Here is a 24,580-nt window from a genome sequence, read left to right as displayed (position 1 = left end):
AGCGTCGAAGCGGTCGCGAAACGGCCCGCCAGCTCCTCCATGTCCGCCACACCGTCCCGGCCGACATAGTCGACACACAGGTCGAGCATGTGGGCACCCTCACGGATCTGGTCGCGCACCATCTCCACACAGTCGTCCCACCGGCCCTCCAGCATCGCCTCACGGAACTTCTTCGACCCGTTGGCATTGGTCCGCTCACCGATCGCCAGATACGACGTGTCCTGCCGGAACGGCACCGTCTGATACAACGACGCCGCCCCCGGCTCGGGACGCGGCTCACGCACCGCGGGGACACTGCCCCGCACCCGCTCGACGACCTGCCGCAGATGCTCCGGCGTCGTCCCACAGCACCCGCCCACCAGGGACAGCCCGTACTCCGCGACGAACGTCTCCTGCGCATCCGCCAGCTCCTGGGCGGTCAGCGGATAATGCGCACCGTTCTTGCCCAGCACCGGCAGCCCCGCATTGGGCATACACGCCAGCGGCACCCGCGAATGCCGGGCCAGATAGCGCAGGTGCTCACTCATCTCCGCCGGACCGGTCGCGCAGTTCAAGCCGATCATGTCGATGCCCAGCGGCTCCAGCGCCGTCAGCGCCGCCCCGATCTCCGACCCCAGCAACATCGTGCCGGTCGTCTCCACCGTCACCGAACAGATCACCGGCAGATCGCTCCCGGTAGCCTTCAGCGCCCGCCGCGCACCCAGGATCCCGGCCTTCGTCTGCAACAGGTCCTGCGTCGTCTCCACCAGCAGCGCGTCCGCACCCCCGGCGATCATCCCCTCCGCGTTCTGCTGATACGCGTCGCGCAGCTTGACGTAGGGGGCATGCCCCAGCGTCGGCAGCTTCGTGCCCGGACCCATCGACCCCAGCACATAACGCTGCTGCCCCGTCGAGGCGGTGAACTCGTCGGCCACCTCACGCGCGATGCGCGCACCGGCCTCCGACAGCTCGAAGACCCGCTCGGGAATGTCGTACTCCGCAAGCGCCGCGAAGTTCGCACCGAACGTGTTGGTCTCCACACAGTCCACACCGACCGCGAAGTACTCCTCGTGCACCGACCGCACAATGTCCGGCCGCGTGACATTGAGGATCTCGTTACAGCCCTCCAGCTGCTGAAAGTCCTCCATGGACGGATCCTGCGCCTGCAGCATGGTGCCCATCGCCCCATCGGCGACCACCACCCGCGAGGCCAACGCCTCACGCAACGATGCGACGCGAGACGTGTTGATGGATGTTGGCGTGTTCGAGGCCATGGAGATGCTCCCGTGGTTGCGACGGCTGTCGGCTTTGCACCCTCCTGGAGAGGGCGCACCCGGCCAGCGTAGCTGCCGGTCCGGTACAGGTGTTCCCCGTTCCACGCCGTGGACAGCACTACTCCACCCCCCTGCCTGCACACACCGTGATCGTTGGCACACTCCGTTCGCTCAGCAAAAGGCTCCAGACCGCTGACTGCAGTCGGCATGGACCGATATCGTTCAGCATTGTCGAACCGCTCACTTCGGAGGTTGCCCGATGGCACGCACCATCCAGTCGCTGGAGCGCGCCGCAGCGATGCTGCGGCTGCTCGCAGGAGGGGAACGGCGGCTGGGACTCTCCGACATCTCCTCCTCACTGGGACTGGCCAAGGGCACCGCCCACGGGATCCTGCGCACGCTGCAGCAGGAGGGCTTCGTCGAGCAGGACGTCGCGTCCGGCCGCTATCAGCTGGGCGCGGAGCTGCTGCGGCTGGGCAACAGCTACCTGGACGTGCACGAGCTGCGCGCCCGCGCCCTCGTATGGACCGACGATCTGGCCCGCTCCAGCGGTGAGGCCGTCTACCTCGGCGTGCTGCACCTGCAGGGCGTGCTGGTCGTCCACCACGTCTTCCGGCCGGACGACAGCCGGCAGGTGCTGGAGGTGGGCGCGATGCAGCCGCTGCACAGCACGGCGCTGGGCAAGGTGCTGTCGGCGTACGACCCGGTGGCGCACAGCGAGATCGTCGAGGCGGACCGGAAGGCCTTCACCCCGCGCACGGTGACCGGGCTGGGGGACTTCGAGGGGCTGCTGGACCTGACCCGGGCGCGGGGCTGGGCCGCGGACGTGGAAGAGACCTGGGAAGGCGTGGCGTCGGTGGCCGCGCCGATCCACGACCGGCGGCGGATGCCGGTGGGTGCGGTGGGTGTCACCGGAGCGGTGGAGCGGGTCTGTCAGGAGGGCGAACTGCGGCCGGAAATCATCGCCGCAGTGAGGGATTGCGCACGCGCTGTGTCCCGTGATCTTGGCGCAGGGCGATTCTGACCGTATTCACCCCATAAGTTCACCTAAGTTTTTGGCCACGGAACCCTTGACGGGGTCCTAACGGTGAACAAAACTGCCGTTCGTCGGTCGGCATTGTCGAACACCTAACGGCAATATTCGCTATGGTGAGGCACTGCCGCGGGCCGACTACCGCCCTCTAGGAGGGCGCGGACCACCGGACGGGACCCGGGGTTCGTCTTCCCCTGGACCAAGGACAAAGGAGTCGCGGGTGTCCAGCTCCGACATCTTCATCAGCGAGACCATCGGTACCGCTGTGCTGATCTTGCTCGGCGGTGGCGTCTGCGCCGCCGTCACGTTCAAGCGCTCCAAGGCGTTCAACGCCGGATGGGTCGCCATCGCCTTCGGGTGGGGCTTCGCCGTCCTCACGGGTGCCTACATCGCCGCGAAGTCCGGCGCCAACCTCAACCCTGCGGTCACCATCGGCCTCGCCATCAAGGGCGGGATCGAGTGGAGCCAGGTGCCGGTCTACTTCGCCGGCGAACTGCTCGGCGCCATGATCGGCGCGGTACTGGTGTGGATCACGTACTACGGACAGTTCCAGGCCCATCTGAGTGACCCCGAGGTGCTGGCCGACCATTCCGGCGAGGAGGGACTGGTCGACCAGTCCGCCGCGCCGGCCGCCGGACCGGTCCTCGGCATCTTCTCCACCGGCCCGGAGATCCGGAACGCGGTGCAGAACCTGGCCACCGAGATCATCGCCACCGTCGTGCTCGTGCTGTCGATCCTCACGCTCGGTCTGAGCGACAACGGGAAGGGCGTCGGCGCCATCGGCACCCTGCTGGTCGCGCTGGTCGTCACCGGAATCGGTCTGTCGCTGGGCGGTCCGACCGGGTACGCCATCAACCCGGTCCGCGACCTCGGCCCGCGCATCGTGCATGCGCTTCTGCCGCTGCGGAACAAGGGCGGTTCAGACTGGGGCTACGCCTGGATCCCGGTCGTCGGCCCGCTCATCGGCGGAGCCATCGCCGGGGGCATCTACCAGGTGGCGTTCGCCTGAGCCGCCTGACCGCCCCGACTCCGCCCGCACAGACTTCTTGGAGCACACCATGAGCGACACCCCGAGCACCTCCTCGCACGGGCACGGCCCGTTCATTGCGGCCATCGATCAGGGCACCACGTCCAGCCGCTGCATCGTCTTCGACAAGGACGGCCGGATCGTCTCGGTCGACCAGAAGGAGCACGAGCAGATCTTCCCGAAGCCGGGCTGGGTCGAGCACGACGCCACCGAGATCTGGACCAACGTCCAGCAGGTCGTCGACAGCGCCGTCCACAAGGCCGGGCTCACCGCCGCCGACGTCAAGGCGATCGGCATCACCAACCAGCGCGAGACCACTCTCCTGTGGGACCGCACCACCGGTGAGCCGGTCCACAACGCCATCGTCTGGCAGGACACCCGCACCGACGCGCTCTGCAAGGAGCTCGGCCGCAACGTGGGCCAGGACCGCTTCCGCCGCGAGACCGGCCTGCCGCTGGCCTCGTACTTCGCGGGCCCGAAGATCCGCTGGCTGCTGGACAACGTCGAGGGCCTGCGCGAGCGCGCCGAGCGCGGCGACATCCTCTTCGGCACCATGGATTCCTGGGTCATCTGGAACCTGACCGGCGGCGTCGACGGCGGAGTGCACGTCACCGACGTCACCAACGCTTCGCGCACCATGCTGATGAACCTCCACCGTCTCGAGTGGGACCCGAAGATCCTCACGTCGATGGAGATCCCGGCGGCCGTGCTGCCGGAGATCAAGTCCTCCGCCGAGGTCTACGGCCGCGCCGTCGGCGGTGTGCTGGCCGGTGTCCCGGTCGCCTCGGCACTCGGTGACCAGCAGGCCGCGCTGTTCGGCCAGACCTGCTTCGAGCAGGGCGAGGCCAAGTCCACGTACGGCACCGGCACCTTCATGCTGATGAACACCGGCCACGAGCCGGTGAACTCCTACAACGGGCTGCTGACCACCGTCGGCTACCGCATCGGCGACCAGGAGCCGGTCTACGCCCTCGAAGGCTCCATCGCCGTCACCGGCTCGCTCGTCCAGTGGATGCGCGACCAGATGGGGCTCATCAACAGCGCGGCCGAAATCGAGACCCTGGCCAGCACGGTCGAGGACAACGGCGGCGCGTACTTCGTGCCGGCCTTCTCCGGCCTGTTCGCCCCCTACTGGCGCTCGGACGCGCGCGGTGTCATCGCGGGCCTGACCCGCTACGTCACCAAGGCGCACATCGCGCGCGCCGTACTCGAGGCCACCGCCTGGCAGACCCGCGAGATCACCGACGCCATGACCAAGGACTCCGGCGTCGAGCTGACCTCGCTCAAGGTCGACGGCGGTATGACCTCCAACAACCTGCTGATGCAGACCATCTCGGACTTCCTGGACGCCCCCGTGGTGCGCCCGATGGTCGCCGAGACGACCTGCCTCGGCGCTGCCTATGCGGCCGGACTGGCCGTCGGCTTCTGGTCCAGCACCGACGAACTGCGCGCCAACTGGCGCCGGGCCGCCGAGTGGACCCCCCGGATGGAAGCGGCCACCCGTGACCGCGAGTACAAGAGCTGGCTCAAGGCTGTGGAACGTTCCATGGGCTGGCTCGATGACAGCACTGTCGAGGAGTAAACATGAGCACCCTGCAGAGCGTCCCGGCACTCGGGACGCACCCGGCCAGTGGTTCGCACGCGAGCCGCGCCGAGACTCGGGAGCAGCTTTCCAAGGCGACGTACGACCTCCTGGTGATCGGCGGCGGCATCCTGGGCATCTCCACCGCCTGGCACGCCGCACAGGCTGGACTGCGGGTGGCCCTGGTGGACGCCGGTGACTTCGCCGGCGCCACCTCCTCCGCCTCCTCCAAGCTGCTGCACGGTGGTCTGCGTTACCTGCAGACCGGTGCGGTCAAGCTGGTGGCGGAGAACCACTTCGAGCGGCGTGCGGTGTCCCGTCAGGTGGCACCGCACCTCGCCAACCCCCTGACCTTCTACCTGCCGGTCTACAAGGGCGGCCCGCACGGCGCGGCCAAGCTCGGCGCGGGCGTCTTCGCCTACTCCGCGCTGTCCGCGTTCGGCGACGGCGTCGGCCATGTCATATCCCCGGCCAAGGCACAGCGCGACGTGCCGGAGCTGCGGACGGACAACCTCAAGGCCGTGGCCGTGTACGGCGACGACCAGATGAACGACTCGCGGATGGCCCTGATGACCGTCCGTGCGGCGGTCGAGGCCGGCGCCACGGTCCTCAACCACGCCGAGGTCACCGGCCTGCGCTTCACCCAGGGCCGGGTCACCGGTGCGGAGCTCAAGGACCGGACGGAGGGCCAGGAATTCGGCGTCAACGCCCGCCTGGTGCTCAACGCCACCGGCCCGTGGGTGGACCACCTGCGCAAGATGGAGGACGCGAACGCGGCCCCCTCCATCCGGCTGTCGAAGGGTGCGCACCTGGTCCTCAAGCGGACCGCGCCCTGGAAGGCGGCGCTGGCCACCCCGATCGACAAGTACCGCATCACCTTCGCCCTCCCCTGGGAGGACATGCTGCTGCTGGGCACCACGGACGAGGAGTTCGAGGGCGACCCGGCGGATGTCTCGGTCACCGAGAAGGACACCGCCCAGATCCTCGACGAGGCCGCCTTCTCCGTCCGCGACCAGCAGCTGTCGCGTGACCTGATCACGTACTCCTTCGCGGGCCTGCGGGTGCTGCCCGGCGGCCCCGGCAACACCTCCAAGGCCAAGCGCGAGACGGTCGTCACCGAGGGCAGCGGCGGCATGCTGTCGGTGGCCGGCGGCAAGTGGACGACCTTCCGGCACATCGGCCGTACGGTCATGAACAAGCTCGCCGCGCTGCCCGGCCACCCGCTGGCCGAGGACATGGAGCCGATCGCGCATCTGCCGAAGAAGCTCCCGCTGCCCGGCATCGCCAACCCGAACGCGGTCGCGCACCGGCTGCTCGTCGACGGCGGCACGCCCGGTCCGCGGATGGCCCCGGAGACCGCGCGGCACCTCGCCACCCACTACGGCTCGCTGTCCTTCGACATCGCCCGGCTGGCGAACGACAACCCGGCGCTGGCCGAGCGCATCCACCCGGATGCGCCGGAGATCTGGGCACAGGTCGCCTACGCCCGTGACAACGAGTGGGCCGAGACGGTCGACGACGTGCTGCGTCGCCGCACCACGTTGACGATCCGTGGCCTGGACACGGAGGACGTGCGGACCAAGGTCAAGGACATGCTGGCCGGCTGACGGCAGCGGACGGCCGCCGCGGACGGCGGCCGAGGGAGCTGACGGCACCTCACGGTGGCGTGCGGCGCACGACGATGGGGCGGTCCACGGGGCCGCCCCATCGCCGGACCCGGGCGCGGGGCCGGGGCGGCGGGCCGGGGCGGCGGGCCGGGTCGACGAGATAGCCGCGTACGGGAGCGGATCGGGACGGCGAGCCGGGTCATAATGAGCTCAGACATCGGATGTCTGTGACGGTATCCGGGTGGCAGTATCCGGGTGGGTCCGAGCGGGGAGGTCGGCATGGCGGTCACCGACGAGGCCATCGAGAAGATCAAGGGAATGATCGTCTCCGGCGCGCTGCGGCCGGGCGACCGGCTGCCGAAGGAGAGCGAGCTGGCGTCCGAGCTGGGCCTGTCCCGCAACTCACTGCGCGAGGCGGTGCGCGCGCTCTCCCTCATCCGCATCCTGGACGTGCGCCAGGGTGACGGCACCTACGTCACCAGTCTCGATCCGCAACTCCTGCTGGAGGCCATGAGCTTCGTGGTGGACTTCCACCGCGATGACACCGTGCTGGAGTTCCTCGCCGTCCGCCGGATCCTGGAGCCGGCCGCCACGGCGATGGCGGCCGGCCGGATCGGCCTGGAGGAACTGGACGTCCTGGAGCTCCAGTTGAACGCGCTGGGGCCGAGCCCCTCGGTCGAGGATCTGGTCGCCTGCGATCTGGAGTTCCACCGCGGGATCGTCGCGGCGTCCGGCAACTCCGTACTCTGCTCGCTGCTGGACGGGCTGTCCGGGCCGACCACCCGGGCCAGGATCTGGCGGGGGCTGACGCAGAAGGACGCGGTGACCCGCACTCTCACCGAGCACCGCGCGATCCTCGGCGCGCTGCGCGACCGGGACGCGGAGGCGGCGCGGGCCTGGGCGACGGTGCATATCGCCAGCGTGGAGCAGTGGTTGCGCGCGTCGCTGTGAGGCCCGCCGTCGCCCGCCGCGCTCCCGGTCAGACCGCGAAGCCTCCGTCCACCGCGATCGAGGCACCCGTGATGTACCGTCCGCCCTCGCCCGCCAGATGCGCCACGGTCGCCGCGACATCGGCGGCCCGGCCGTACGTCCCCAGGGCGGTGAGCCCGGCCTGCATCGCTGCGCTCTCGCCGTCGGCCGGGTTCATATCGGTGTCGATGGGGCCCGGGGTGACGAGGTTGGCGGTGATGCCGCGCGGTCCCAGTTCCTTGGCCAGGGTCCGGGTCAGGCCGCTGAGGGCGGCCTTGCTGGTGGCGTAGAGGGTGCCGCCGGGGAAGGCGACCCGCTCGGCCATGCAGCTGCCGATCGAGATGATCCGGCCGCCCTCGGCCAGATGCGCGGCCGCGGCCTGCGCCGCCAGGAACGGGGCCCGGACGTTGGTCCGCAGCACCCGGTCGACATCGTCGAGGGAGATCCCCTCGACGGGGCCGAGCACGCCGATGCCCGCGTTGTTCACCAGGATGTCCAGCCGCCCGAACCGTTCGACGGTGCCGGCGACCGAGGCCCACACGGCCTCCGCGTCACCGCTGTCGGCCCGCACCGCCCAGGCCTGCCCGCCGGCCCGCTCGATCTCCTTGACGACCTGGTCGGCCTTGTCCTGTCGGCTCAGACAGGTCAGCGCCACCGCCGCACCGTCGGCGGCCAGCCGCAGCGCCGTCGCCTCGCCGATGCCCCGGCTGCCGCCGGTCACCAGGGCCACCTTGCCGGTGAGCGGCCGGGTCCCGTTCGCCGCCGTCGTCGCCGTCATCACGGTCTCCGTCATGTCATCACTTTCGCGTCGAGTCGTCCGTAGCCGTATGCAGACGTACGCAGCCCCGCACAGACGCAGGCGGTCATACGCAGACGGACGGGTCCGGCCGAATTACGTACGGGATACGCCGCTTTGCCGGTGTATCTCCGCGGTACGACTCGATCCTCCGGTGTGGCGGGTTCCGGAGCTGGCGGAATCCGGACGCCGCATCGGACGCCACCTCAGCGGGCCGGAGACCCCTGCGTCGACGACGCCCCGACGCCGTACACCCGCCCGGCCGTGCCCCCGAAGACGTCCGATCGTTCCGCCGCCCCGAGGTGTCCGGTGGCCGACTCCGCGAGTGCCACGACGTCCTCGTAGCCGGCGGCCAGTGTGCACACCGGCCAGTCGGAGCCGAACATGACCCGGCCGGGGCCGAAGGCCTCCAGGACGTGCCGGGCGTAGGGCAGGATCTGCTGCGGCCGCCAGGCGTCCCAGTCGGCCTCGGTGACCAGCCCGGACAGCTTGCAGCTGACGTTCGGCAGCCCGGCGAGGGCGGTGAGGGCGTCCGCCCAGGGCTGCCAGTCCCCCGTCGCGACCGCCGGTTTCGCGGCGTGGTCCAGCACGAAGGCCAGCTGCGGCACGGCGCGTACGGCGGCGTGAGCGGCGGGCAGTTCACGCGGGGTGACCAGCAGGTCGTAGACCAGGCCGGCGTCGGCCAGGATGCCCAGCCCCCGGAGCACGTCCGGGCGGATGAGCCAGTCGGGGTCCGGTTCGTCCTGCACCTGATGCCGGATGCCGACCAGTCCGGCGGGCAGCGCCGCGAGGACCTCGGCGAGCGCCGGGTCGAGGAGGTCGGCCCAGCCGACGACACCGGCGACCGGCCCCTCCCCCGCCGCGAAGGTGAGCAGCTCGGCGGTCTCCTCGTACGAGGACGACGACTGGACGACGAGCGTGCGGTCGACGCCGTGCTCGGTCAGATGCGGGACGAGGTCGGTCAGCGCATAGCTGCGGCGGATCGGATCGGCCCACGGCCCGTCCATCCATGGCTGCTCGCGCCGGCTCAGGTCCCATAGATGGTGATGGGCGTCGATACGCATCAGGGGCGCGCTCCGGGGTCGGGCTCAGTCGTGCAGGGGCAGCGGCAGATCGGGGTCGAGCAGGCCGCGGGCGACGAGCGTATGCCACAGCCCGTCCGGGATGTGATGGGTGAACAGCGCGGCGTTCTCGGCCATCTCCTCGGGGGTGGCGGCGCCGACCACGGCGGAGGCGACGGCGCGGTGCCCGAAGGGGAAGCGGAGCGCGGCGGCCTTGAGGGGGACATCGAACTCCGCACAGACGGCGGCAAGTTGACGCGCCCGTTCGAGGAGGGCGGCGGGCGCCGGTGCGTAGTTGTAGGGCGCGCCGGGTGACGGGTCGGCCAGCAGACCGGAGTTGTAGACGCCGCCGACGACCACGGAGGTGCCGCGGCGCGCGCACTCCGGCAGCAGATCGTCGAAGGCGGTGCGCTCCAGCAGGGTCCAGCGGCCGGCGCAGAGCACCACGTCCACGTCCAGGTCGGCGACCAGGCGGGCCAGCAGGTCGCTGTGGTTCATGCCGAAGCCGATGGCACGCACCATGTGCTGGGCGCGCAGCTCGGCGAGGGCCGGGAAGCCGGTCTCGTACACCTCGCGCAACTGGTCCTCGACGTCGTGGAGGTAGACGATGTCGACGGCGTCCACACCGAGCCGCTCCAGGGACGCGTCCAGCGTGGCGCGGATACCGTCGCGGGAGAGGTCCCGTACCCGGGCGCGGGCGGGGGTGTCCACGAAGCCCTCGCCGGCCGCCCGCTCCCCCGGTGCGAGCGGCCGCAGCCGGCGGCCGACCTTGGTGGAGAGGGTGTAGCCGGCCCGGTCGTGGCCGCGCAGCGCCCGGCCGAGGCGTTCCTCGGACAGGCCCACGCCGTAGTGCGGGGCGGTGTCGAAGTAGCCGGCGCCGGTGGCGAGGGCGGTGTGGACGACGCGTTGCGCCTGCTCCTCGGGGACGGCGCGGTAGAGGTTGCCGAGCGGTGCGCAGCCCAGGCCCAGGGGCGGGACGGTGACACCGGTCCGTCCCAGCTCCCTCGGCCCGTGCGGGGGAAGGTGCACGGCGGCCTCAGTCCTGCTTCTCGCCGCTGGTGAAGCGGGAGATGACCAGCGCGATGATGATGATCATGCCGTTGAGGAACTGGGTCCACAGCGGTGGCACGCCGCCCAGGGTCATCACGTTGATGACCAGCTGGAGCGTGAGGACGCCGGTGAGCGCGCCGAAGAGGGTGCCCCGGCCGCCCTTGAGGCTGATGCCGCCGATCACCGCTGCGGCGAAGACCTGGAAGATCCAGCCGTTGCCCTGGCTCGCGGAGACCGCGCCGTAGTGGCCGGTGTAGAGGATCCCCGCGAAGGCTGCCAGCAGTCCACCGACGGCCAGCACGATCCAGGTGATGCGGTCCACCCGTACGCCGGCCGCGCGGGCCGCCTCCGGGTTGCCGCCGATGGCGTACAGCGCCCGCCCGTGCCGGAGGTAGCCGAGGGCCGCGCCGCCGAGCGCGAAGAGGGCGAGGCAGATCCAGACCGCGGCCGGGATGCCCAGCCAGTCGGCCTTGCCCAGGTAGGCGAAGGACTCCGGGACATTGCCGATGGACTGGCCCTCGGAGATGCCCACTTGCAGTCCGCGGAGCATGGTGAGCATGCCGAGGGTGGCGATGAAGCCGTTGACCCGCAGGGTGAGGATGAGGAAGCCGTTGGCGGCGCCGATCGCCGCGCCCACGGCCAGGCAGAGCGGGATCGCCGTCCAGGCGGGGAAGAGTTCCAGCCCGGCGAAGCGGGCGCCGTGTGCGGGCATCACCAGCCACAGGGCGACCACCGGGGCCAGCCCGATGGTGGACTCCAGCGACAGGTCCATCCGCCCGCTGATGAGGATGAGCGCCTCGCCGAGCACCAGCAGGCCCAGCTCCGTGGACTGCTGGATGACGCCGACGAGGTTGTCCTGGGTGAGGAAGGCGGGCGACACGATGAAGCCGATGACGCCCAGCACGAAGATCACCGGCACCAGGGAGAAGTCCCGCCAGCGGGCCGGATCGATCCGGGGCCGACGCAGCGGGCCGGCCACCGCGTCGGTGGCCGGCGGCGATACGGTATCGGTCATGGCGCGGTCCCTTCCGTTCCTTGCGTGTTCCGGGTGTCGGGTGCGGTGTCCCATCGGATGCCGGGCGGGACGTCCTCGCCGGCGGCGGCTGCCATGCCCTCCATCGCGGCGACCAGTTCGTGGTCGCGCCAGCCGGCCGCGAATTCGGCGGTCACCCGGCCGTGGAAGACCGCCAGCACCCGGTCACAGACCCGCAGATCGTCCAGTTCGTCGGAGACGATCAGCGCGCCGCTGCCACCGTCCGCGACCTCCCGTACGACGCCCAGCAGCGCGTCCTTGGACTTGACGTCGACGCCGTTGGTGGGCCGGACGGCGACCAGCACGGCGGGCTCGCGGGCCAGCGCACGGGCGATCACGACCTTCTGCTGATTGCCGCCGGAGAGCCCGGACACCGGCTGGCCCGGCCCGGTGGTCCGGATGTCCAGTGCCTCGATCATCCGCCGGGCGAACGCGCGGGTCCGGGAGGGCAGTACGGTGCCCATCGGCCCGAGCTGGTCGGCGACGGTGAGAGTGGCGTTCTCGGCGACGCTGCGGCCCAGGATGAGCCCTTCGCGGTGCCGGTCCTCGGGGACGTAGCCGATGCCCGCGGCGAGGGCGTGCGGCACGCTGCCCGTACGGACCGGCCGCCCGCGTACCGTGATCCGGCCGCCGTCGGGGGCGCGCAGGCCCACCAGCGTCTCGCCGACCGCGGTGTTGCCGCTGGCCGTGGCGCCCGCGAGCCCCACCACCTCACCGGCCCGCACGGTCAGGTCGAGCGGTGCGAAGTGCCCGTCGGCGGACAGCCCTTGGGTGCGCAGCACCGGCTCCCCCGCCGTGCGCGCGCCCGTGCGCGGCTGCCGCGCGGGGCCCGCCTCCTCGCCCGTCATCGCCGCCACCAGCGCGTCCTTCGCCAGCCCCGGGACGGGCGCGGTCAGCACCTGCCGGGCGTCACGGAAGACGGTGACGGTGTCGCACAGCTCGTGGACCTCCTGGAGGTGGTGCGAGATGAACAGGAAGGCCACGCCCTGGGCGCGCAGCTCACGCAGCTTGCCGAAGAGCCGGTCGATGCCGCCGGCGTCCAGCCGGGCGGTGGGCTCGTCCAGGATGATCAGCCGGGCACCGAACGACAGCGCGCGGGCGATCTCCACGAACTGCCGCTGTTCGACGCCGAGTTCCCTGATCCGGGCGGCCGGGTCGACCTCGACGCCGTATCCGGCGAGCAGCTCGCGGGCCCGTTCGCGCAGCGCCCGCCAGCGGATGGTGTGCCCGCCCTGGAAGCGGCCCAGGTAGAGGTTCTCCGCGACGGTCAGCTCCGGCACGGTCATCGACTTCTGGTAGACGCAGGCGACCTTGCGCTGCCAGGCGGCGGTGTCGCCCCAGCCGGGCGCGGGCGCGCCGCCGAAGGTGACCCGGCCGGCGTCCGGGCGCTCCATTCCGGTCAGCACGGACACCAGGGTGGACTTGCCGGCGCCGTTGCGGCCGACGAGGGCGTGCGCCTCCCCGGGCCGTACGGTCAGCCGGGCACCGTCGAGGGCGACGGTGGGGCCGTAGCGCTTGACGATGCCCTCGGCGTGCACCGCCGCCGTGCGGTCGTCCGTGCCCACCGCTACTTCTTCTTCTCTAGCTGGTTGGCCCACAGTTTCTTGTCGTCGACGGTGTCCTTGGTGACCAGGGGTGCCGGCAGCTGGTCCTCCAGACCGTTCTTGATCTTCACGATGGTCGAGCCGTGGTCGGTGGGTCCGGGCGCGAATTTTTTCCCCTTCAGGCCGGCCTCGGCGTAGTACAGCGCGTACTTGGCGTAGAGGTCGGCGGGCTGGGAGAGAGTGGCGTCGATCCTCCCGGCGCGTATCGCGTCCAGTTCGTCCGGGATGCCGTCGTTGGAGATGATGGTGATGTGCCCGTCGGAGCCGGCCGGCCGCAGGAGCTTCTTCTGCTCCAGGAGGGCGAGCGTCGGCTGCAGGAAGGCGCCGCCGGCCTGCAGGTAGATGCCGTTGACGTCCGGGTGCTGGGCGAGCAGGCTCTGCAGCTTGCCGGAGGCGACCTCGCCCTTCCAGTCGGTGGCCAGCTCATGCACGGTGATCTTCGGGAACTTCTTCTTCATGCACGCCGCGAACGCCTCGGAGCGGTCCCGCCCGTTGATCGAGCTGAGGTCGCCCTGGAGTTCGGCGACCCGGCCCTTGCCGCCCAGTTTCCTGCCGAGGTAGTCGCAGGACTTCTCGCCGTAGGCACGGTTGTCGGCGCGTACGACCATGTAGACCTTGCCCTCGTCGGGGCGGGTGTCGACGCTCACCACCGGGACCTTCTTCTCCGCCAGGCGCTGCAGCTCGGAGGCGATGGCGCTGGTGTCCTGCGGGGCCATCACGATCGCCTTGGCGCCCTGGTCGGTCAGCGCCTGCACATTGGAGACGACCTTGCCGATGTCGTTCTGCGAGTTGGACAGCGGCAGCGCGGCCGGTCCGCCGTGGTCCAGGTCCTTTTCGAGGTACTGCTGGTAGGAGTTCCAGAAGTCGGTGTCCGTACGGGGCATATCGATGCCGATCTTGCCGCCCGCGGTGTCGCTGCCGCGGTTGCAGCCGGCGAGCGCGGCGGTGGCGAGCACCGCGGCACAGGCCGCCGCGCCGGTCGTACGCAGTCTCATGGGTGGTCCCTCGGTGGTGGTGTGCGGCTGGGGTGCGGGTCGCGGTACGGGCGGGGCGGGTCAGGTGGCGGGCCGCAGGCGCAGCCCCTGCATCCCCCCGTCCACGGCGAGCGCCGTCCCGGTGATGCCGGAGGCGGCCGGGGACGCCAAGGAGGCGATGGCGGCGGCCACCTCGTCGGCGGTGACCATCCGGCCCATCGGCTGGCGGGCGTTGAGGGCGGCGCGCTCGGCGGCCGGGTCGTCGGCCCCGTTCAGCAGCCGGCCGACCCACGGGGTGTCGGCGGTGCCCGGATTGACGCAGTTGACGCGGATGCCCTCACGGAGGTGATCGGCGGCCATCGCGAGGGTCAGCGAGAGGACCGCGCCCTTGCTGGCGCTGTAGAGCGCGCGCTGCGGCAGGCCGGCGGTGGCGGCGATGGAGCAGGTGTGGGTGATGGAGACCCGGCCCGGGGCGTCGGCAGCGGCGCGGCGCAGCGCCGGGAGCGCGGCGCGGGCGGTGCGCACCAGGCCCAGCACATTCACGTCCAGGACCCGGCCCCACTCCGCGTCGTCGTTGTCCTCGACCGTGCCGACGGCGCCGATGCCGGCGTTGCCGACGAGGGTGTGCAGGGCGCCGCCCAGCTCCGCCACCGCTTCACCGACGGCGGCGTGCACCGCGGCGTCGGTGGTGACATCGGCCTTGACCGGGATCGTCCCCGGGGGCGCGCCGGAGGGGTCCCGGTCCAGTACGGCGACCTTGGCGCCGCGCGCCAGCAGCAGGGCGGCGGTGGCCGCCCCGATGCCGGAGCCGCCGCCGGTGACGAGCGCGGCCATCCCCTCGAAGTCGGCCGGCGGCCGGCCGTGGTGCGGTGCGGAACTCATGCGGAGACCTCCTGTTCGCCGGGCCGGCGGTGTGCGGGCCGACGGGCGCGCCACACCGGCCCGTCGGGGAAGCGGTGGGCGGCGATCGATGCGGGCTTCATCCGGGCCGAGAAGCCGGGCGCGGTCGGGGCGCGGTAGCGGCCGCGCTCGACGACGACGGGGTCGCTGAAGTGGTCGTGCAGATGGTCGACGTACTCGATCACCCGGTCCTCCCAAGTCCCGGACACCGCCACGTAGTCGAACATCGCCAGATGCTGCACCAGCTCGCACAGCCCGACCCCGCCCGCGTGCGGGCACACCGGGACGCCGTACTTTGCGGCCAGCAGGAGGATCGCGAGGTTCTCGTTGACCCCGGCCACCCGCGCCGCGTCGATCTGGACGAAGTCCACGGCACCGGCCTGCAGCAGCTGTTTGAAGACCACCCGGTTGGCGACATGCTCGCCGGTGGCGACCTTCACGGGCTGGCCGGAGCGCACCGCGGCATGCCCCAGGACGTCGTCCGGGCTGGTCGGTTCCTCGATCCAGTGGGGGGTGTACGGCGCGAGCGCGGTCATCCAGCGGACCGCCTCGGCCACGTCCCAGCGCTGGTTGGCGTCGACGGCGATCCGTACGCCGGGGCCGACCGCGTCCCTCGCCAGCCGCATCCGCCGCTTGTCGTCGTCGAGGTCGGCCCCCACCTTCAGCTTGATCTGGCCGAAGCCGTCGGCCACCGCTTCCCTCGCCAGCCGCACCAGCTTGCTGTCGTCGTAGCCGAGCCAGCCGGGCGAGGTGGTGTACGCGGGGTAGCCCTCGGCCTTGAGGCGGGCGGCGCGCTCGGCCCGGCCGGGCGCCGCGGCACGCAGGATCGCCAGCGCCTCGTCCGGCGTCAGGGCGTCGGTCAGATAGCGGAAGTCGACGAGGGAGACCAGCTCCTCCGGCGTCAGCGCGGCGAGGAACTCCCACACCGGCAGGCCGGCCCGGGCGGCGGCCAGGTCCCAGGCGGCGTTGACCACGGCGCCGGCCGCCATCTGCATCACGCCTTTTTCGGGGCCGAGCCAGCGCAGCTGGGAGTCGTGGGTGAGGTCGTGGTGCAGCGCGGCGAGGTCTGCGGCGGTGGCGGGCGCGGGGCGGCCGACGACGTACGGAGCGAGGGACCGGATCGCGGCGGCCATGACATCGTTGCCGCGCCCTATCGTGAAGCAGAGGCCGTGACCGCGTGGTCCGCCGTCGGTGTGCAGCACGACGTAGGCGGCGGAGTAGTCGGGGTCCGGGTTCATGGCGTCCGAACCGTCGAGCTGCTCCGAGGTGGGGAAGCGGACGTCGTGGACCTCGAGCTCGGTGACGGTGTCGGCCGCGGCCATGGGCATGCCCCCTGAGATGTTGCGGAAGAACATCGGACCTTTCCCGGTCATCCGATGTATAGACCCGCGCGTCAGGCAGCGTCCAGACCCCGTACGGAAGTTGACCGAACAGCGCTCGATACAGATCGGATGAATCGAGACCCCTTCGTGCAAAGGGGCTGCGGACCGGCACCTCGGACGCCGTAGTCTTGGGAGCGCACGCAATGGAACTGCTGCCGGCGACCGCCCCAGGCGGCCGGACCGGTCGGAAGGAGGCGCTGGGTGATCGAGCTCGAGGGTGTGCCCGAGCTGATCGACCCGGTCATGGTGGCCGCGTTCGAAGGCTGGAACGACGCCGGCGACGCCGCCTCCGCCGCGGTCGCACATCTGGACCGGGAATGGAAGGGCGAGGTCTTCGCCGCGCTGGACGCGGAGGACTACTACGACTTCCAGGTGAACCGTCCCACCGTCTTCCTGGACGGCGGCGTACGCAAGATCACCTGGCCGACGACCCGGCTCTCCGTGGTCCGCGTCGGCGATACGAACGGCAAGGGACGGACCCGCGATCTCGTCCTGGTCCGTGGTATCGAACCCAGCATGCGCTGGCGCTCGTTCTGCAACGAAATCCTCGGCTTCGCCCATGAGTTGGGCGTGGAGATGCTGGTGGTGCTGGGCTCGCTGCTCGGCGACACCCCGCACACCCGCCCGGTGCCGGTCAGCGGGGTCACCTCCGACGCGGATCTCGCCGGCCGGCTCGATCTGGAGGAGTCGCGCTACGAAGGCCCGACGGGCATCGTCGGCATCCTCCAGGAAGCCTGCACCCACGCGGGTGTCCCCGCGGTGAGCCTGTGGGCGGCGGTTCCGCACTATGTGTCCCAGCCGCCCAACCCGAAGGCCAGCCTCGCGCTGCTCAACCGCCTGGAGGACCTCCTCGACGTCCGTATCCCGCTCGGCGAGCTGAGCGAGGACGCGCGCGCCTGGCAGCTGGGCGTGGACCAGCTGGCGGCGGAGGACAGCGAGGTCGCCGAGTACGTCCAGTCTCTGGAGGAGGCGCGGGACACCGCGGACCTGCCGGAGGCGTCCGGCGAGGCCATCGCCCGCGAGTTCGAGCGCTATCTGCGTCGCCGTGACCCGCAGTCCGGGCCCGGCGTGGCGACCGAGGGCGGGCTCACCGACGGCCGCGACAGCTCGTACCTCCGCGACACCACCAGCGGCCGCACCCGCCCGCCCCGCCCGGTGTCCAAGGAGCCGCGGGAGCCCAAGCCCGGCGACGACACGGGAACGGGGCCGAAGGACGCGGGCAAGGGCAAGGGCTCCGCGGACACTCCCGATCCGCCGGGAGGCGCGGACTCCGACTCCCCGCAGCCGGAGGACGGCCCGGAGGACGCCGGAAACTGAGCGCGAAGACCGCGCCGCAGCACGCCAGGGGCGCCGGACCGGCCGTCGAGCCGGTCCGGCGCCCGTGCGTTGCTCCCGCCCGGGCGGGGCCGCGTTCACCCCGAGCAGTGGAAGCGTGCCCCCGCCCAGTCGCCGTGATCGCCGGACTTCTTGCCGTCCGTATCGGTCACCTTGAGGCGTACGTGCCGGGCGCCGCCGAGCGGTACGTCCACCGGCACCGGCGCCGACTTTCCGGTCAGCTTCGGTGAGGTCCACAGCACCTTGCCGTCCGCCTCCACGGAGAAGGCGACCTCCCCGTAGTCGGCGATCTCGTCGTCGATCCCGGCGTCCGCGGTGAAGGACGTACAGCGCCCGCCGGCGAAGAACTCCAGGTCCGAGTCGGCGTGCGTCCCGATGCCCTTGTCGTAGGTCTTCCCGGCGAGGGCGAGCGGATGGCCGTCCGCCGCCCCCGACTCGCCGTTGCTGCGGTCCCGTTCGGCCGGCCCGTAGCCATTGGCCGCGCTCAGCCACTCCAGATCGCTCGCCCAGGTGTCCCCGGCGGGCGCCGGAGGTACGGCCCGCACCTCGAAGCGGTGCACCGCCGTCCGCGGCAACCCGGCCGAGCGGTAGCGGACGGTCGCGGTGACCGTGACCGGGTCCGCGCTCCGGGCGTCCTTGGGCGCGGTGAGCGTCAGCGCCTCGCGCCGGGTGGTTCCGGCCGCGATCCGCGCATGGCGCACCGGCGCCGGGACGCTCCAGCCCTGGGGCGCGGACAGCGACACCGACACGTCATGTGCGGTACGGGTGCCCGCGGTGACGGCCGTCCGTACGGTCGTCGGCGCGCCCTTGGTCACCTCCTGTCCGCCCGGTGTGGTCACCGCGGCCGCCGCGCCCGGGGTCCTGCCGCCGACCGCGCTCGCGCCCTTCAGCAGCAGGGTGAAGGCCCGGTCGGTGGGGCGGGAGGCGGTCTTGATCCGGACGACACCCGCGCGGTCGGCGGGGTCGTGGAACCAGCCCTCGTCCGCCGCCTCGAAGGCGCCCGCCGACGGCAGCCGCTTCAGCGGCCGGCCGGCCAGTGTGACGCCGCGCGGGGCGTCCCCGGTGTGCACGGTGAAGCGGTACGGCCGGGCCGTCTGCTTGCCCCGGAACGAGCCCCGGGAGGCGCCGACGTCGATCCGTACGTCGCCGCCACCGGAGCGCGGCGCCGCCACCCGCACCCGCTGGGTGGCACTGCTGCCGTCCCGGTGCGCACGGGTCACCCCGTCGTCCTCGTAGAGGGTGAACGAGGAGCGGCCCTGCGGATAGACGTCCCAGGCGAGCGGCGAGTGTGCCGTCCGGTCCTGGTACGACCTGATGCCCGGCCACATGGGAACGGCGGCACCGGCCTTGACGAAGAGCGGCAGGGTGTCCAGCGGGGCGCTGTAGCCGTTGACCGTCGTCGGGCCCTGGTAGGTGCGCCCGGACCAGTAGTCGACCCAGGTGCCCTTGGGCAGGTAGATGCCGTCGCGGGTGCCACTGTCCTGGTAGACGGGCGCGACGAGGAAGTCCTGGCCGGTCAGGAACTCGTACTTGGCGGCGTCGGTGCCGGCCTTCGGGTCGTCGGGGTATTCGAGCGACAGCGGGCGCACCGGGCCGACGCCGGTCCGGGTCGCCTCCGCCGCGTAGGAGTACATGTACGGCAGCAGCGACTCCTTGAGCTTCAGGTACTTCCGGCTGATGGAGGTGTAGGGCTCACCGCGGCGGTAGGGCTGCTTGTCGCTGTCGGCCCAGCCGTCCATCGTCATCATCGCCGGGAGGAAGGACTTCCACTCCAGGTCGCGGACGTAGGTCTTGGGGCTGCCGCCGAAGATGCCGTCCACATCGCCGGTCGTGTAGGCGAGCCCGGACAGCGTCGCGCCCGCGTAGGTCGGTATCTGCCAGCGGATGTAGTCCCAGGTGCCACTCTGGTCACCGGACCACTGGACGCCGCAGCGCTGCGCCCCAGACCAGCTCTCCGGGGCCCAGGTGAAGCCCCGGGCGTCGCTGTTGTCCTCGATGCCCCGGTAGGCGTCCTTGCAGCCGTCCAGCGCGAATTTGTAGCCGTCACCGACCCAGGCGACATCCAGTTTGGCGATCCGCTGGCCCGCCTTGACCTGGTCGGCGAGCTTGCCGATGCCGTCCTCGGTCCACAGTCCGAGCTTCATCTTCCGCTCGCCCAGGCCCTTCGAGGTCTCGGCGAGGTTTTCGTAGCCGCAGCCGTAGCCGTCGTTGACCAGCATCCAGCCGTTGGGCAGGTCGTGCTCGGCGTAACCGTCGGCGACCTTCAAGGCGTCCAGGGTGTGCCGCTCGCCCCGGTTCGCGTTGTGCAGATAACAGTCCGAATCACCGATCTCCAGGCCGTACAGCGGCGGCAGGAAGGGCTTTCCGGTCAGCGAGGTGTACTGGCCGATGACGTCCTTGGCGCTCGGCCCGGCGAAGTAGTAGGCGTCGAACCGCCGTTCCTTCGCACGCGTCGTCACCGGCTCGTCGAAGGCGTAGGTGTTGGGCGCATACGTGTTGCGGAAGACGCCGTACCCCGCGGAGGAGAGGTAGAACGGGACGGAGTTGGGGTGTCCGCCGTCGTCCCAGTGATAGTCGACGCCGACCTCGACGGTGTGCCCGCGGTGGGAGGTGTTGCCGCGCCCGTTCTGCATGCCGGCGCCGTAGAACTGCTCGTCGGCGCCGCGCGCCAGGGTCTGGGTGGTGGTCTTGTCGTCCCAGCTCAGCCCCTTCGCCTCGGACCACACCAACGAGCCGTCGGCCCGCCGCAGTTCGAACCGCAGTGGCGCCTTGAAGGCCTTCAGGGTGACCTGCGAGGTGCTGAGTTCGTAGGCGTCGCCGGCGTCCCGCCAGTGGGTGGCGGGCGGCGCGCCCTGGGGCAGCACGATGTCCTTGCCGGTGGGGTCGGAGAAGACGCCGTCCGGGGCGAGTTCGACGCGGAAGGTACGGTCCGTCACGAAGCTGACGCGCGCCTCGGCCCGGCCGGCGTGCAGGTGGTAGACGGGCCCGTCCGCCGCGAAGCCGGTGATGTCGCCGACGGTCTGTGCGGGTGCGGGGCCGTCGGCCCGTACGCTGCCCACCGGTCCGGCGACGGCCGCCGCGAGACCGAGCAGCGCGGCAACGACCGCCGCCCGCAGTCCTGTTGGTTTCCTCATGCCCGCAGCTCTAGTCCGCTGCCGTGGCGCGCCACCATGGACTCTCGGTCCGGGTTGCTGGATTTCCGCACACCGGCCGGCTGCCGCGTCGCGGCGAGCGGCAGCAGGAGGGGCGCCCCCGCCGCTCGGCGGAAGCGCCCCTGAGGACGGGTGCGGCGGTGCTTACAAGGCCACGCCGAGCAGGGCGTCGACCGCGCGGGAGACGAGGCCGGGAGTGCCCTCGTCGGTGCCGCCGGCGGACTCCTGCGCCGCGGCCCAGCGGTCCACGGCCGCGAGGGCGGCCGGGGAGTCCAGGTCGTCGGCCAGTGCCGTACGGATCTCCTCCAGGAGGGCGTCGGCGGGCGGGCCGTCGGGACGGGAGACCGCGGCTCGCCAGCGCGCCAGCCGCTCCACGGCCTCCTCCAGCACCGCGTCGGTCCACTCCCAGTCGGCCCGGTAGTGGTGCGCGAGCAGCGCCAGACGGATCGCGGCCGGGTCGGTGCCCTCGCGCCGCACCGTGGAGACGAAGACGAGGTTGCCCTTGGACTTGGACATCTTCTGGCCGTTCAGGGCCACCATCCCGGCGTGCACATACGCCTTGGCGAACGGGTACTCGCCGGTGAGCGCCTGGGCGTGCGAGGCGCCCATCTCGTGGTGCGGGAAGGCGAGGTCGGAGCCGCCGCCCTGGACGTCGAAGCCCATACCGAGGTGGTCCAGCGCGATGGCGACACACTCGATGTGCCAGCCGGGCCGGCCGCGGCCCAGCGAGCCGCCGTCCCAGCTCGGCTCGCCGTCACGGGCGGCCATCCACAGCATCGGGTCGAGCGGGTTCTTCTTGCCTTCGCGCTCCGGGTCGCCGCCGCGCTCGGCGGACAGCAGCCGCATCGCCTCGGCGTCCAGCCCGGAGACCGCGCCGAAGTGCGGGTCGGACTCGACGGAGAAGTAGGTGTCACCGTCCAGCTCGTAGGCGGCGCCGGCGTCGCGCAGCCGCTCCACCAGCGGGACGATGCCGGGTATCGCTTCGACGGCGCCTATGTACTGGCGGGGCGGCAGCATCCGCAGGGCCGTCATGTCCTCGCGGAAGAGGGCGGTCTCACGTTCGGCGAGCGCCGTCCAGTCGTCGCCGGTGGCCACGGCCCGCTCCAGCAGCGGATCGTCGACATCGGTGACGTTCTGCACGTAGTGAACCTGGCGCTTCGTGTCGAGCCACACGCGTTGAACCAGGTCGAACGCGTTGTAGGTCGCCGCGTGCCCCATGTGGGTGGCGTCGTACGGCGTGATGCCGCAGACATAGATACGGGCGACGGGACCGGGGTCGAGGGTTACCCGTCCGCCGGTCGCGGTGTCGTGGATCCTCAGGTCGCGGCCCTGGCCAGGCAGGGCGGGGACCTCAGAAGCGGGCCATGCATGCATGCCTTGAGCCTAACCGGACGCATGTTCCGCATACGAACCGGACCGGAGGTCTGGCCGGAAAGGCGGTCTTGCGTTCGGCGGCCCACCATGCAAGGAAGGTCCGGCCATCCACACCGTGGCTGCGGCGGAAGTCAGACCGGCGGCCAAGGGATGGCGGGCCATTCGCCGCTCGGCTCCGGGTGCCGGCCGCTGCGCAGCAGCCCGGCCACCCGCGCCCGCAGCGCCTCGATCTCGTCATCCGTGATCAGTTCGGCCAGTCGGGCGGCGAGCGGCCCGGCACCCTCCAGCGCCCGCTGGAGGCCCCGCAGCACCTCCAGCGCCTCGTCGGTCAGCGGCTCCCCCGCCCACCCCCACAGCAGCGTGCGCAGCTTGTCCTCGGCGTTGAACGTCACCCCGTGGTCGATGGCGTAGAACTCTCCGTCGGGGCCGGGCAGCAGATGGCCGCCCTTGCGGTCACCGTTGTTGATCACGGCGTCGAGCAGCGCGAGCCGGCGCAGCCGCGGGTGGTCGGCGTGCACCAGCAGCGCGGTGCGGCCCTCGCCGATCTGCGCGAAGCCGACCGCCTTCCAGCCGGGTCCCGGCTCCTCGTCCTCCACCAGCGCCAGCAGTTCGGGGACCTCGTCGCTGTGCTCCGGCGGCTCGATCCACTCCTGGACCATGCCGGTGCCGTACGGGCCGTCGCGCAGCACCGTCGGGGGGATCAGGTCCCAGCCGCAGGCGCGGGAGATCTCGTACGCGGCGACCTCGCGCTGGGCGAGCGTGCCGTCGGGGAAGTCCCACAGCGGGCGCTCGCCGGCGACCGGCTTGTAGACACAGGCGGCGGTGTGGCCGTCCTGCGCGACCGTGCAGTACAGCACGGCGTTGGACGCCTCCTGGATGCGGCCGCGTACGATCAGCTCACCGTCGGTGAGAAGGGCGTCCGGCAGGCCCCCGGAGGGCTCCGGCGCGGCCGGCGGCGGGTCCTGCGGTTCGACGGGACCGGGCAGCGGCGCGGTCTGCTCGGCTGCGGGCTCCATGGCGCTCAGACGTCCCGTCGGTATCCGTTCTGGCGCGGGCATACGTGTCCCTCCGGGTCGAGCGGCAGGCTGCACAGCGGGCACGGCGGGCGGCCGGCGTTGACCACTTCGAGCGCCCGCTTGGCGAACGCCCTGGCCATGGTTCCGGTGAGGCGCACCCGGAGCATCGGCGGGCCGTTCTCGTCGTCCTGGAGCAGCCGCTCCTCGGCGTCGGCGAGGTCCTCGTCACTGTCCGCGTCCAGCTCGACCAGGGCCTGTGCCTCGACGATCATCCGCTCGTCCTCGCCGTCCCAGGCGAGCGCCATCGTGCCGACCCGGAACTCTTCCTCGACGGGCGATTCCAGCGGGGCGGCGTCGGACAGCTCGGTGGGCGAGACGGCAGGCACCGGGGCGTTGCCGCCGCTGCGCCGCACGACCTCGTCCAGCAACTCGTCGATCCGCTCGGCGAGGGCCGCGACCTGGGTCTTCTCCAGGGCGACGCTGGTGGTGCGACCGGAGGCGGTGGCCTGGAGGTAGAAGCTACGGCGGCCAGGCAGCCCGACCGTACCGGCCACGAAGCGGTCCGGCGCGTCGTAGAAGAACACCTGACGGGACAACGTCCTGCTCCGATTGCTCGACTGCGGGGTCAATGCGGTCGCTGCACGTCCTGCGGTCACTGCGCGGATCGCAGGTGCGTGGCGGGCAGCGCCGTCGCACCACCCTACTGCGCCGACTGATCACGCTGCTCCCGCACCACCGCCGACGGCCGCGTCCCGGTCGGCCGCCGCGCCGCCGCCGTCCTCCCGGGGCGCGAGCGATCCGAAGTCACCGGTGTCCCCGAGCCGTACGAGGTAGGGACGCAGCCGGGTGTAGCGGATCGCGGTGAGCGAACAGGGCTCGACGGAGATCCGCTGGAAGAGGTCGAGGTGCATGCCCAGTGCGTCGGCGACCAGGGATTTGATGATGTCGCCGTGCGAGCACATGGCGTAGGTCGCCTCGGGGCCGTGCGCCTCCTCGATGCGGGCGTTCCAGTCGCGTACCGCGTCCACCGCCCGGGCCTGCATCGCGCGCATCGACTCGCCGCCGGGGAAGGCGGCCGCTGACGGGTGCTGCTGGACGACCTCCATCAGCGGCTCGTCGCTCAGTTCGGCGAGTTTGCGGCCCGACCACTCGCCGTAGTCGCATTCGCTGATCCGGTCCTCGATGTGCAGCGTGAGCCACGGCCGGGCGTCCAGCAGCGGCTGCAGGGTCTCCCGGCAGCGCTGCAGCGGGCTGGAGACGACGGCGGTCAGCGGCACCTGGGACAGCCGTGCGGGCAGCGCGGCGGACTGGGCAGCGCCGCGCTCGTCGAGGGCGACTCCGGGCGCCCGCCCGGCGAGCACTCCGGCGGTGTTGGCGGTGGAGCGGCCGTGCCGCACCAGGATCAGCGTGGGCATGAGCGCCACCCTACGTT

General features: G+C 71.5%; 20 protein-coding genes. 6 read left to right on the top strand and 14 right to left on the bottom strand.

Going from position 1 to position 24,580, the window contains the following annotated elements; translation table 11 throughout:
* Positions 1–1,253: homocysteine S-methyltransferase family protein (locus ACWGI6_RS35025; RefSeq protein WP_453271240.1), on the bottom strand; the 1,253-nt coding region annotated here is incomplete at its 3' end.
* Positions 1,254–1,512: 259 nt separating this feature from the next.
* On the opposite strand from ACWGI6_RS35025, the gene ACWGI6_RS35020 reads away from it, so the two are divergent.
* The 5 genes from ACWGI6_RS35020 to ACWGI6_RS35000 all read left to right on the top strand — a co-directional run bounded on the left by ACWGI6_RS35020 (position 1,513) and on the right by ACWGI6_RS35000 (position 7,453).
* Positions 1,513–2,277, top strand: a complete 765-nt coding sequence (locus ACWGI6_RS35020) for an IclR family transcriptional regulator (protein WP_453271239.1) — start codon at positions 1,513–1,515, stop codon at positions 2,275–2,277.
* Positions 2,278–2,506: 229 nt separating this feature from the next.
* Positions 2,507–3,295, top strand: a complete 789-nt coding sequence (locus ACWGI6_RS35015; protein WP_453271238.1) for an MIP/aquaporin family protein — start codon at positions 2,507–2,509, stop codon at positions 3,293–3,295.
* Between the two features lie 49 nt (positions 3,296–3,344).
* The gene (gene glpK, locus ACWGI6_RS35010; RefSeq protein ID WP_453271237.1) at positions 3,345–4,895 is read left to right on the top strand and encodes a glycerol kinase GlpK; all 1,551 of its coding nucleotides are present in this window, start codon (positions 3,345–3,347) and stop codon (positions 4,893–4,895) included.
* Positions 4,896–4,897: 2 nt separating this feature from the next.
* A complete protein-coding gene (locus ACWGI6_RS35005; RefSeq protein WP_453271236.1) occupies positions 4,898–6,502 on the top strand; it encodes an FAD-dependent oxidoreductase in 1,605 nt (534 codons plus the stop codon).
* A 279-nt stretch (positions 6,503–6,781) separates the two neighbouring features.
* Positions 6,782–7,453: a FadR/GntR family transcriptional regulator gene (locus ACWGI6_RS35000; RefSeq protein ID WP_393906927.1), complete on the top strand. Its 672-nt coding sequence runs from the start codon at positions 6,782–6,784 to the stop codon at positions 7,451–7,453.
* Positions 7,454–7,481: 28 nt separating this feature from the next.
* On the opposite strand, the gene ACWGI6_RS34995 is transcribed toward ACWGI6_RS35000, so the two are convergent.
* The 8 genes from ACWGI6_RS34995 to ACWGI6_RS34960 form a co-directional block, all read right to left on the bottom strand.
* Positions 7,482–8,264: an SDR family NAD(P)-dependent oxidoreductase gene (locus tag ACWGI6_RS34995; protein WP_453271235.1), complete on the bottom strand. Its 783-nt coding sequence runs from the start codon at positions 8,262–8,264 to the stop codon at positions 7,482–7,484.
* A 209-nt stretch (positions 8,265–8,473) separates the two neighbouring features.
* Complete coding sequence (locus ACWGI6_RS34990; protein WP_453271234.1) at positions 8,474–9,331, bottom strand: amidohydrolase family protein; 858 nt, start codon at positions 9,329–9,331, stop codon at positions 8,474–8,476.
* Positions 9,332–9,355: 24 nt separating this feature from the next.
* Positions 9,356–10,357 carry an aldo/keto reductase gene (locus ACWGI6_RS34985; RefSeq protein WP_453271233.1) on the bottom strand — a complete coding sequence of 334 codons (1,002 nt, stop codon included), beginning with the start codon at positions 10,355–10,357 and terminating at the stop codon, positions 9,356–9,358.
* Positions 10,358–10,364: 7 nt separating this feature from the next.
* Positions 10,365–11,393, bottom strand: a complete 1,029-nt coding sequence (locus ACWGI6_RS34980; protein ID WP_453271232.1) for an ABC transporter permease — start codon at positions 11,391–11,393, stop codon at positions 10,365–10,367.
* Positions 11,390–12,976 (bottom strand): sugar ABC transporter ATP-binding protein, encoded by a 1,587-nt coding sequence (locus ACWGI6_RS34975; protein WP_453271231.1) that lies wholly within the window; start codon positions 12,974–12,976, stop codon positions 11,390–11,392. The genes ACWGI6_RS34980 and ACWGI6_RS34975 overlap by 4 nt, the downstream gene beginning before the upstream one ends.
* A 2-nt stretch (positions 12,977–12,978) precedes the next feature.
* Positions 12,979–14,010 carry a sugar ABC transporter substrate-binding protein gene (locus ACWGI6_RS34970; RefSeq protein ID WP_453271230.1) on the bottom strand — a complete coding sequence of 344 codons (1,032 nt, stop codon included), beginning with the start codon at positions 14,008–14,010 and terminating at the stop codon, positions 12,979–12,981.
* A gap of 60 nt (positions 14,011–14,070) precedes the next feature.
* The gene (locus tag ACWGI6_RS34965) at positions 14,071–14,871 is read right to left on the bottom strand and encodes an SDR family NAD(P)-dependent oxidoreductase (RefSeq protein ID WP_453271229.1); all 801 of its coding nucleotides are present in this window, start codon (positions 14,869–14,871) and stop codon (positions 14,071–14,073) included.
* Positions 14,868–16,211, bottom strand: a complete 1,344-nt coding sequence (locus tag ACWGI6_RS34960) for an enolase C-terminal domain-like protein (protein ID WP_453271228.1) — start codon at positions 16,209–16,211, stop codon at positions 14,868–14,870. The genes ACWGI6_RS34965 and ACWGI6_RS34960 overlap by 4 nt, the downstream gene beginning before the upstream one ends.
* A gap of 261 nt (positions 16,212–16,472) precedes the next feature.
* Between ACWGI6_RS34960 and ACWGI6_RS34955 the strand changes: the two genes are divergently transcribed.
* Positions 16,473–17,588 carry a PAC2 family protein gene (locus ACWGI6_RS34955; RefSeq protein WP_393906935.1) on the top strand — a complete coding sequence of 372 codons (1,116 nt, stop codon included), beginning with the start codon at positions 16,473–16,475 and terminating at the stop codon, positions 17,586–17,588.
* Positions 17,589–17,683: 95 nt separating this feature from the next.
* Here the strand turns inward: ACWGI6_RS34955 and ACWGI6_RS34950 are convergent, their stop codons facing one another.
* The 5 genes from ACWGI6_RS34950 to ACWGI6_RS34930 all read right to left on the bottom strand — a co-directional run bounded on the left by ACWGI6_RS34950 (position 17,684) and on the right by ACWGI6_RS34930 (position 24,563).
* Positions 17,684–20,740 carry an NPCBM/NEW2 domain-containing protein gene (locus ACWGI6_RS34950; protein WP_453271227.1) on the bottom strand — a complete coding sequence of 1,019 codons (3,057 nt, stop codon included), beginning with the start codon at positions 20,738–20,740 and terminating at the stop codon, positions 17,684–17,686.
* 162 nt (positions 20,741–20,902) lie between these two features.
* The gene (gene mshC, locus ACWGI6_RS34945) at positions 20,903–22,132 is read right to left on the bottom strand and encodes a cysteine--1-D-myo-inosityl 2-amino-2-deoxy-alpha-D-glucopyranoside ligase (protein ID WP_453271226.1); all 1,230 of its coding nucleotides are present in this window, start codon (positions 22,130–22,132) and stop codon (positions 20,903–20,905) included.
* A 131-nt stretch (positions 22,133–22,263) separates the two neighbouring features.
* Positions 22,264–23,148 (bottom strand): SCO1664 family protein, encoded by an 885-nt coding sequence (locus ACWGI6_RS34940; protein ID WP_453271225.1) that lies wholly within the window; start codon positions 23,146–23,148, stop codon positions 22,264–22,266.
* A gap of 5 nt (positions 23,149–23,153) precedes the next feature.
* Positions 23,154–23,744: a DUF3090 domain-containing protein gene (locus ACWGI6_RS34935; RefSeq protein WP_393906939.1), complete on the bottom strand. Its 591-nt coding sequence runs from the start codon at positions 23,742–23,744 to the stop codon at positions 23,154–23,156.
* A 120-nt stretch (positions 23,745–23,864) separates the two neighbouring features.
* Complete coding sequence (locus ACWGI6_RS34930) at positions 23,865–24,563, bottom strand: histidine phosphatase family protein (RefSeq protein WP_453271224.1); 699 nt, start codon at positions 24,561–24,563, stop codon at positions 23,865–23,867.
* Between the last annotated feature and the right edge of the window lie 17 nt (positions 24,564–24,580).

This window comes from Streptomyces sp. NPDC054786 (assembly GCF_053611685.1).
Note: the sequence above shows the minus strand (reverse complement) of the source record. Positions and strands in the feature narration are given on the sequence as shown.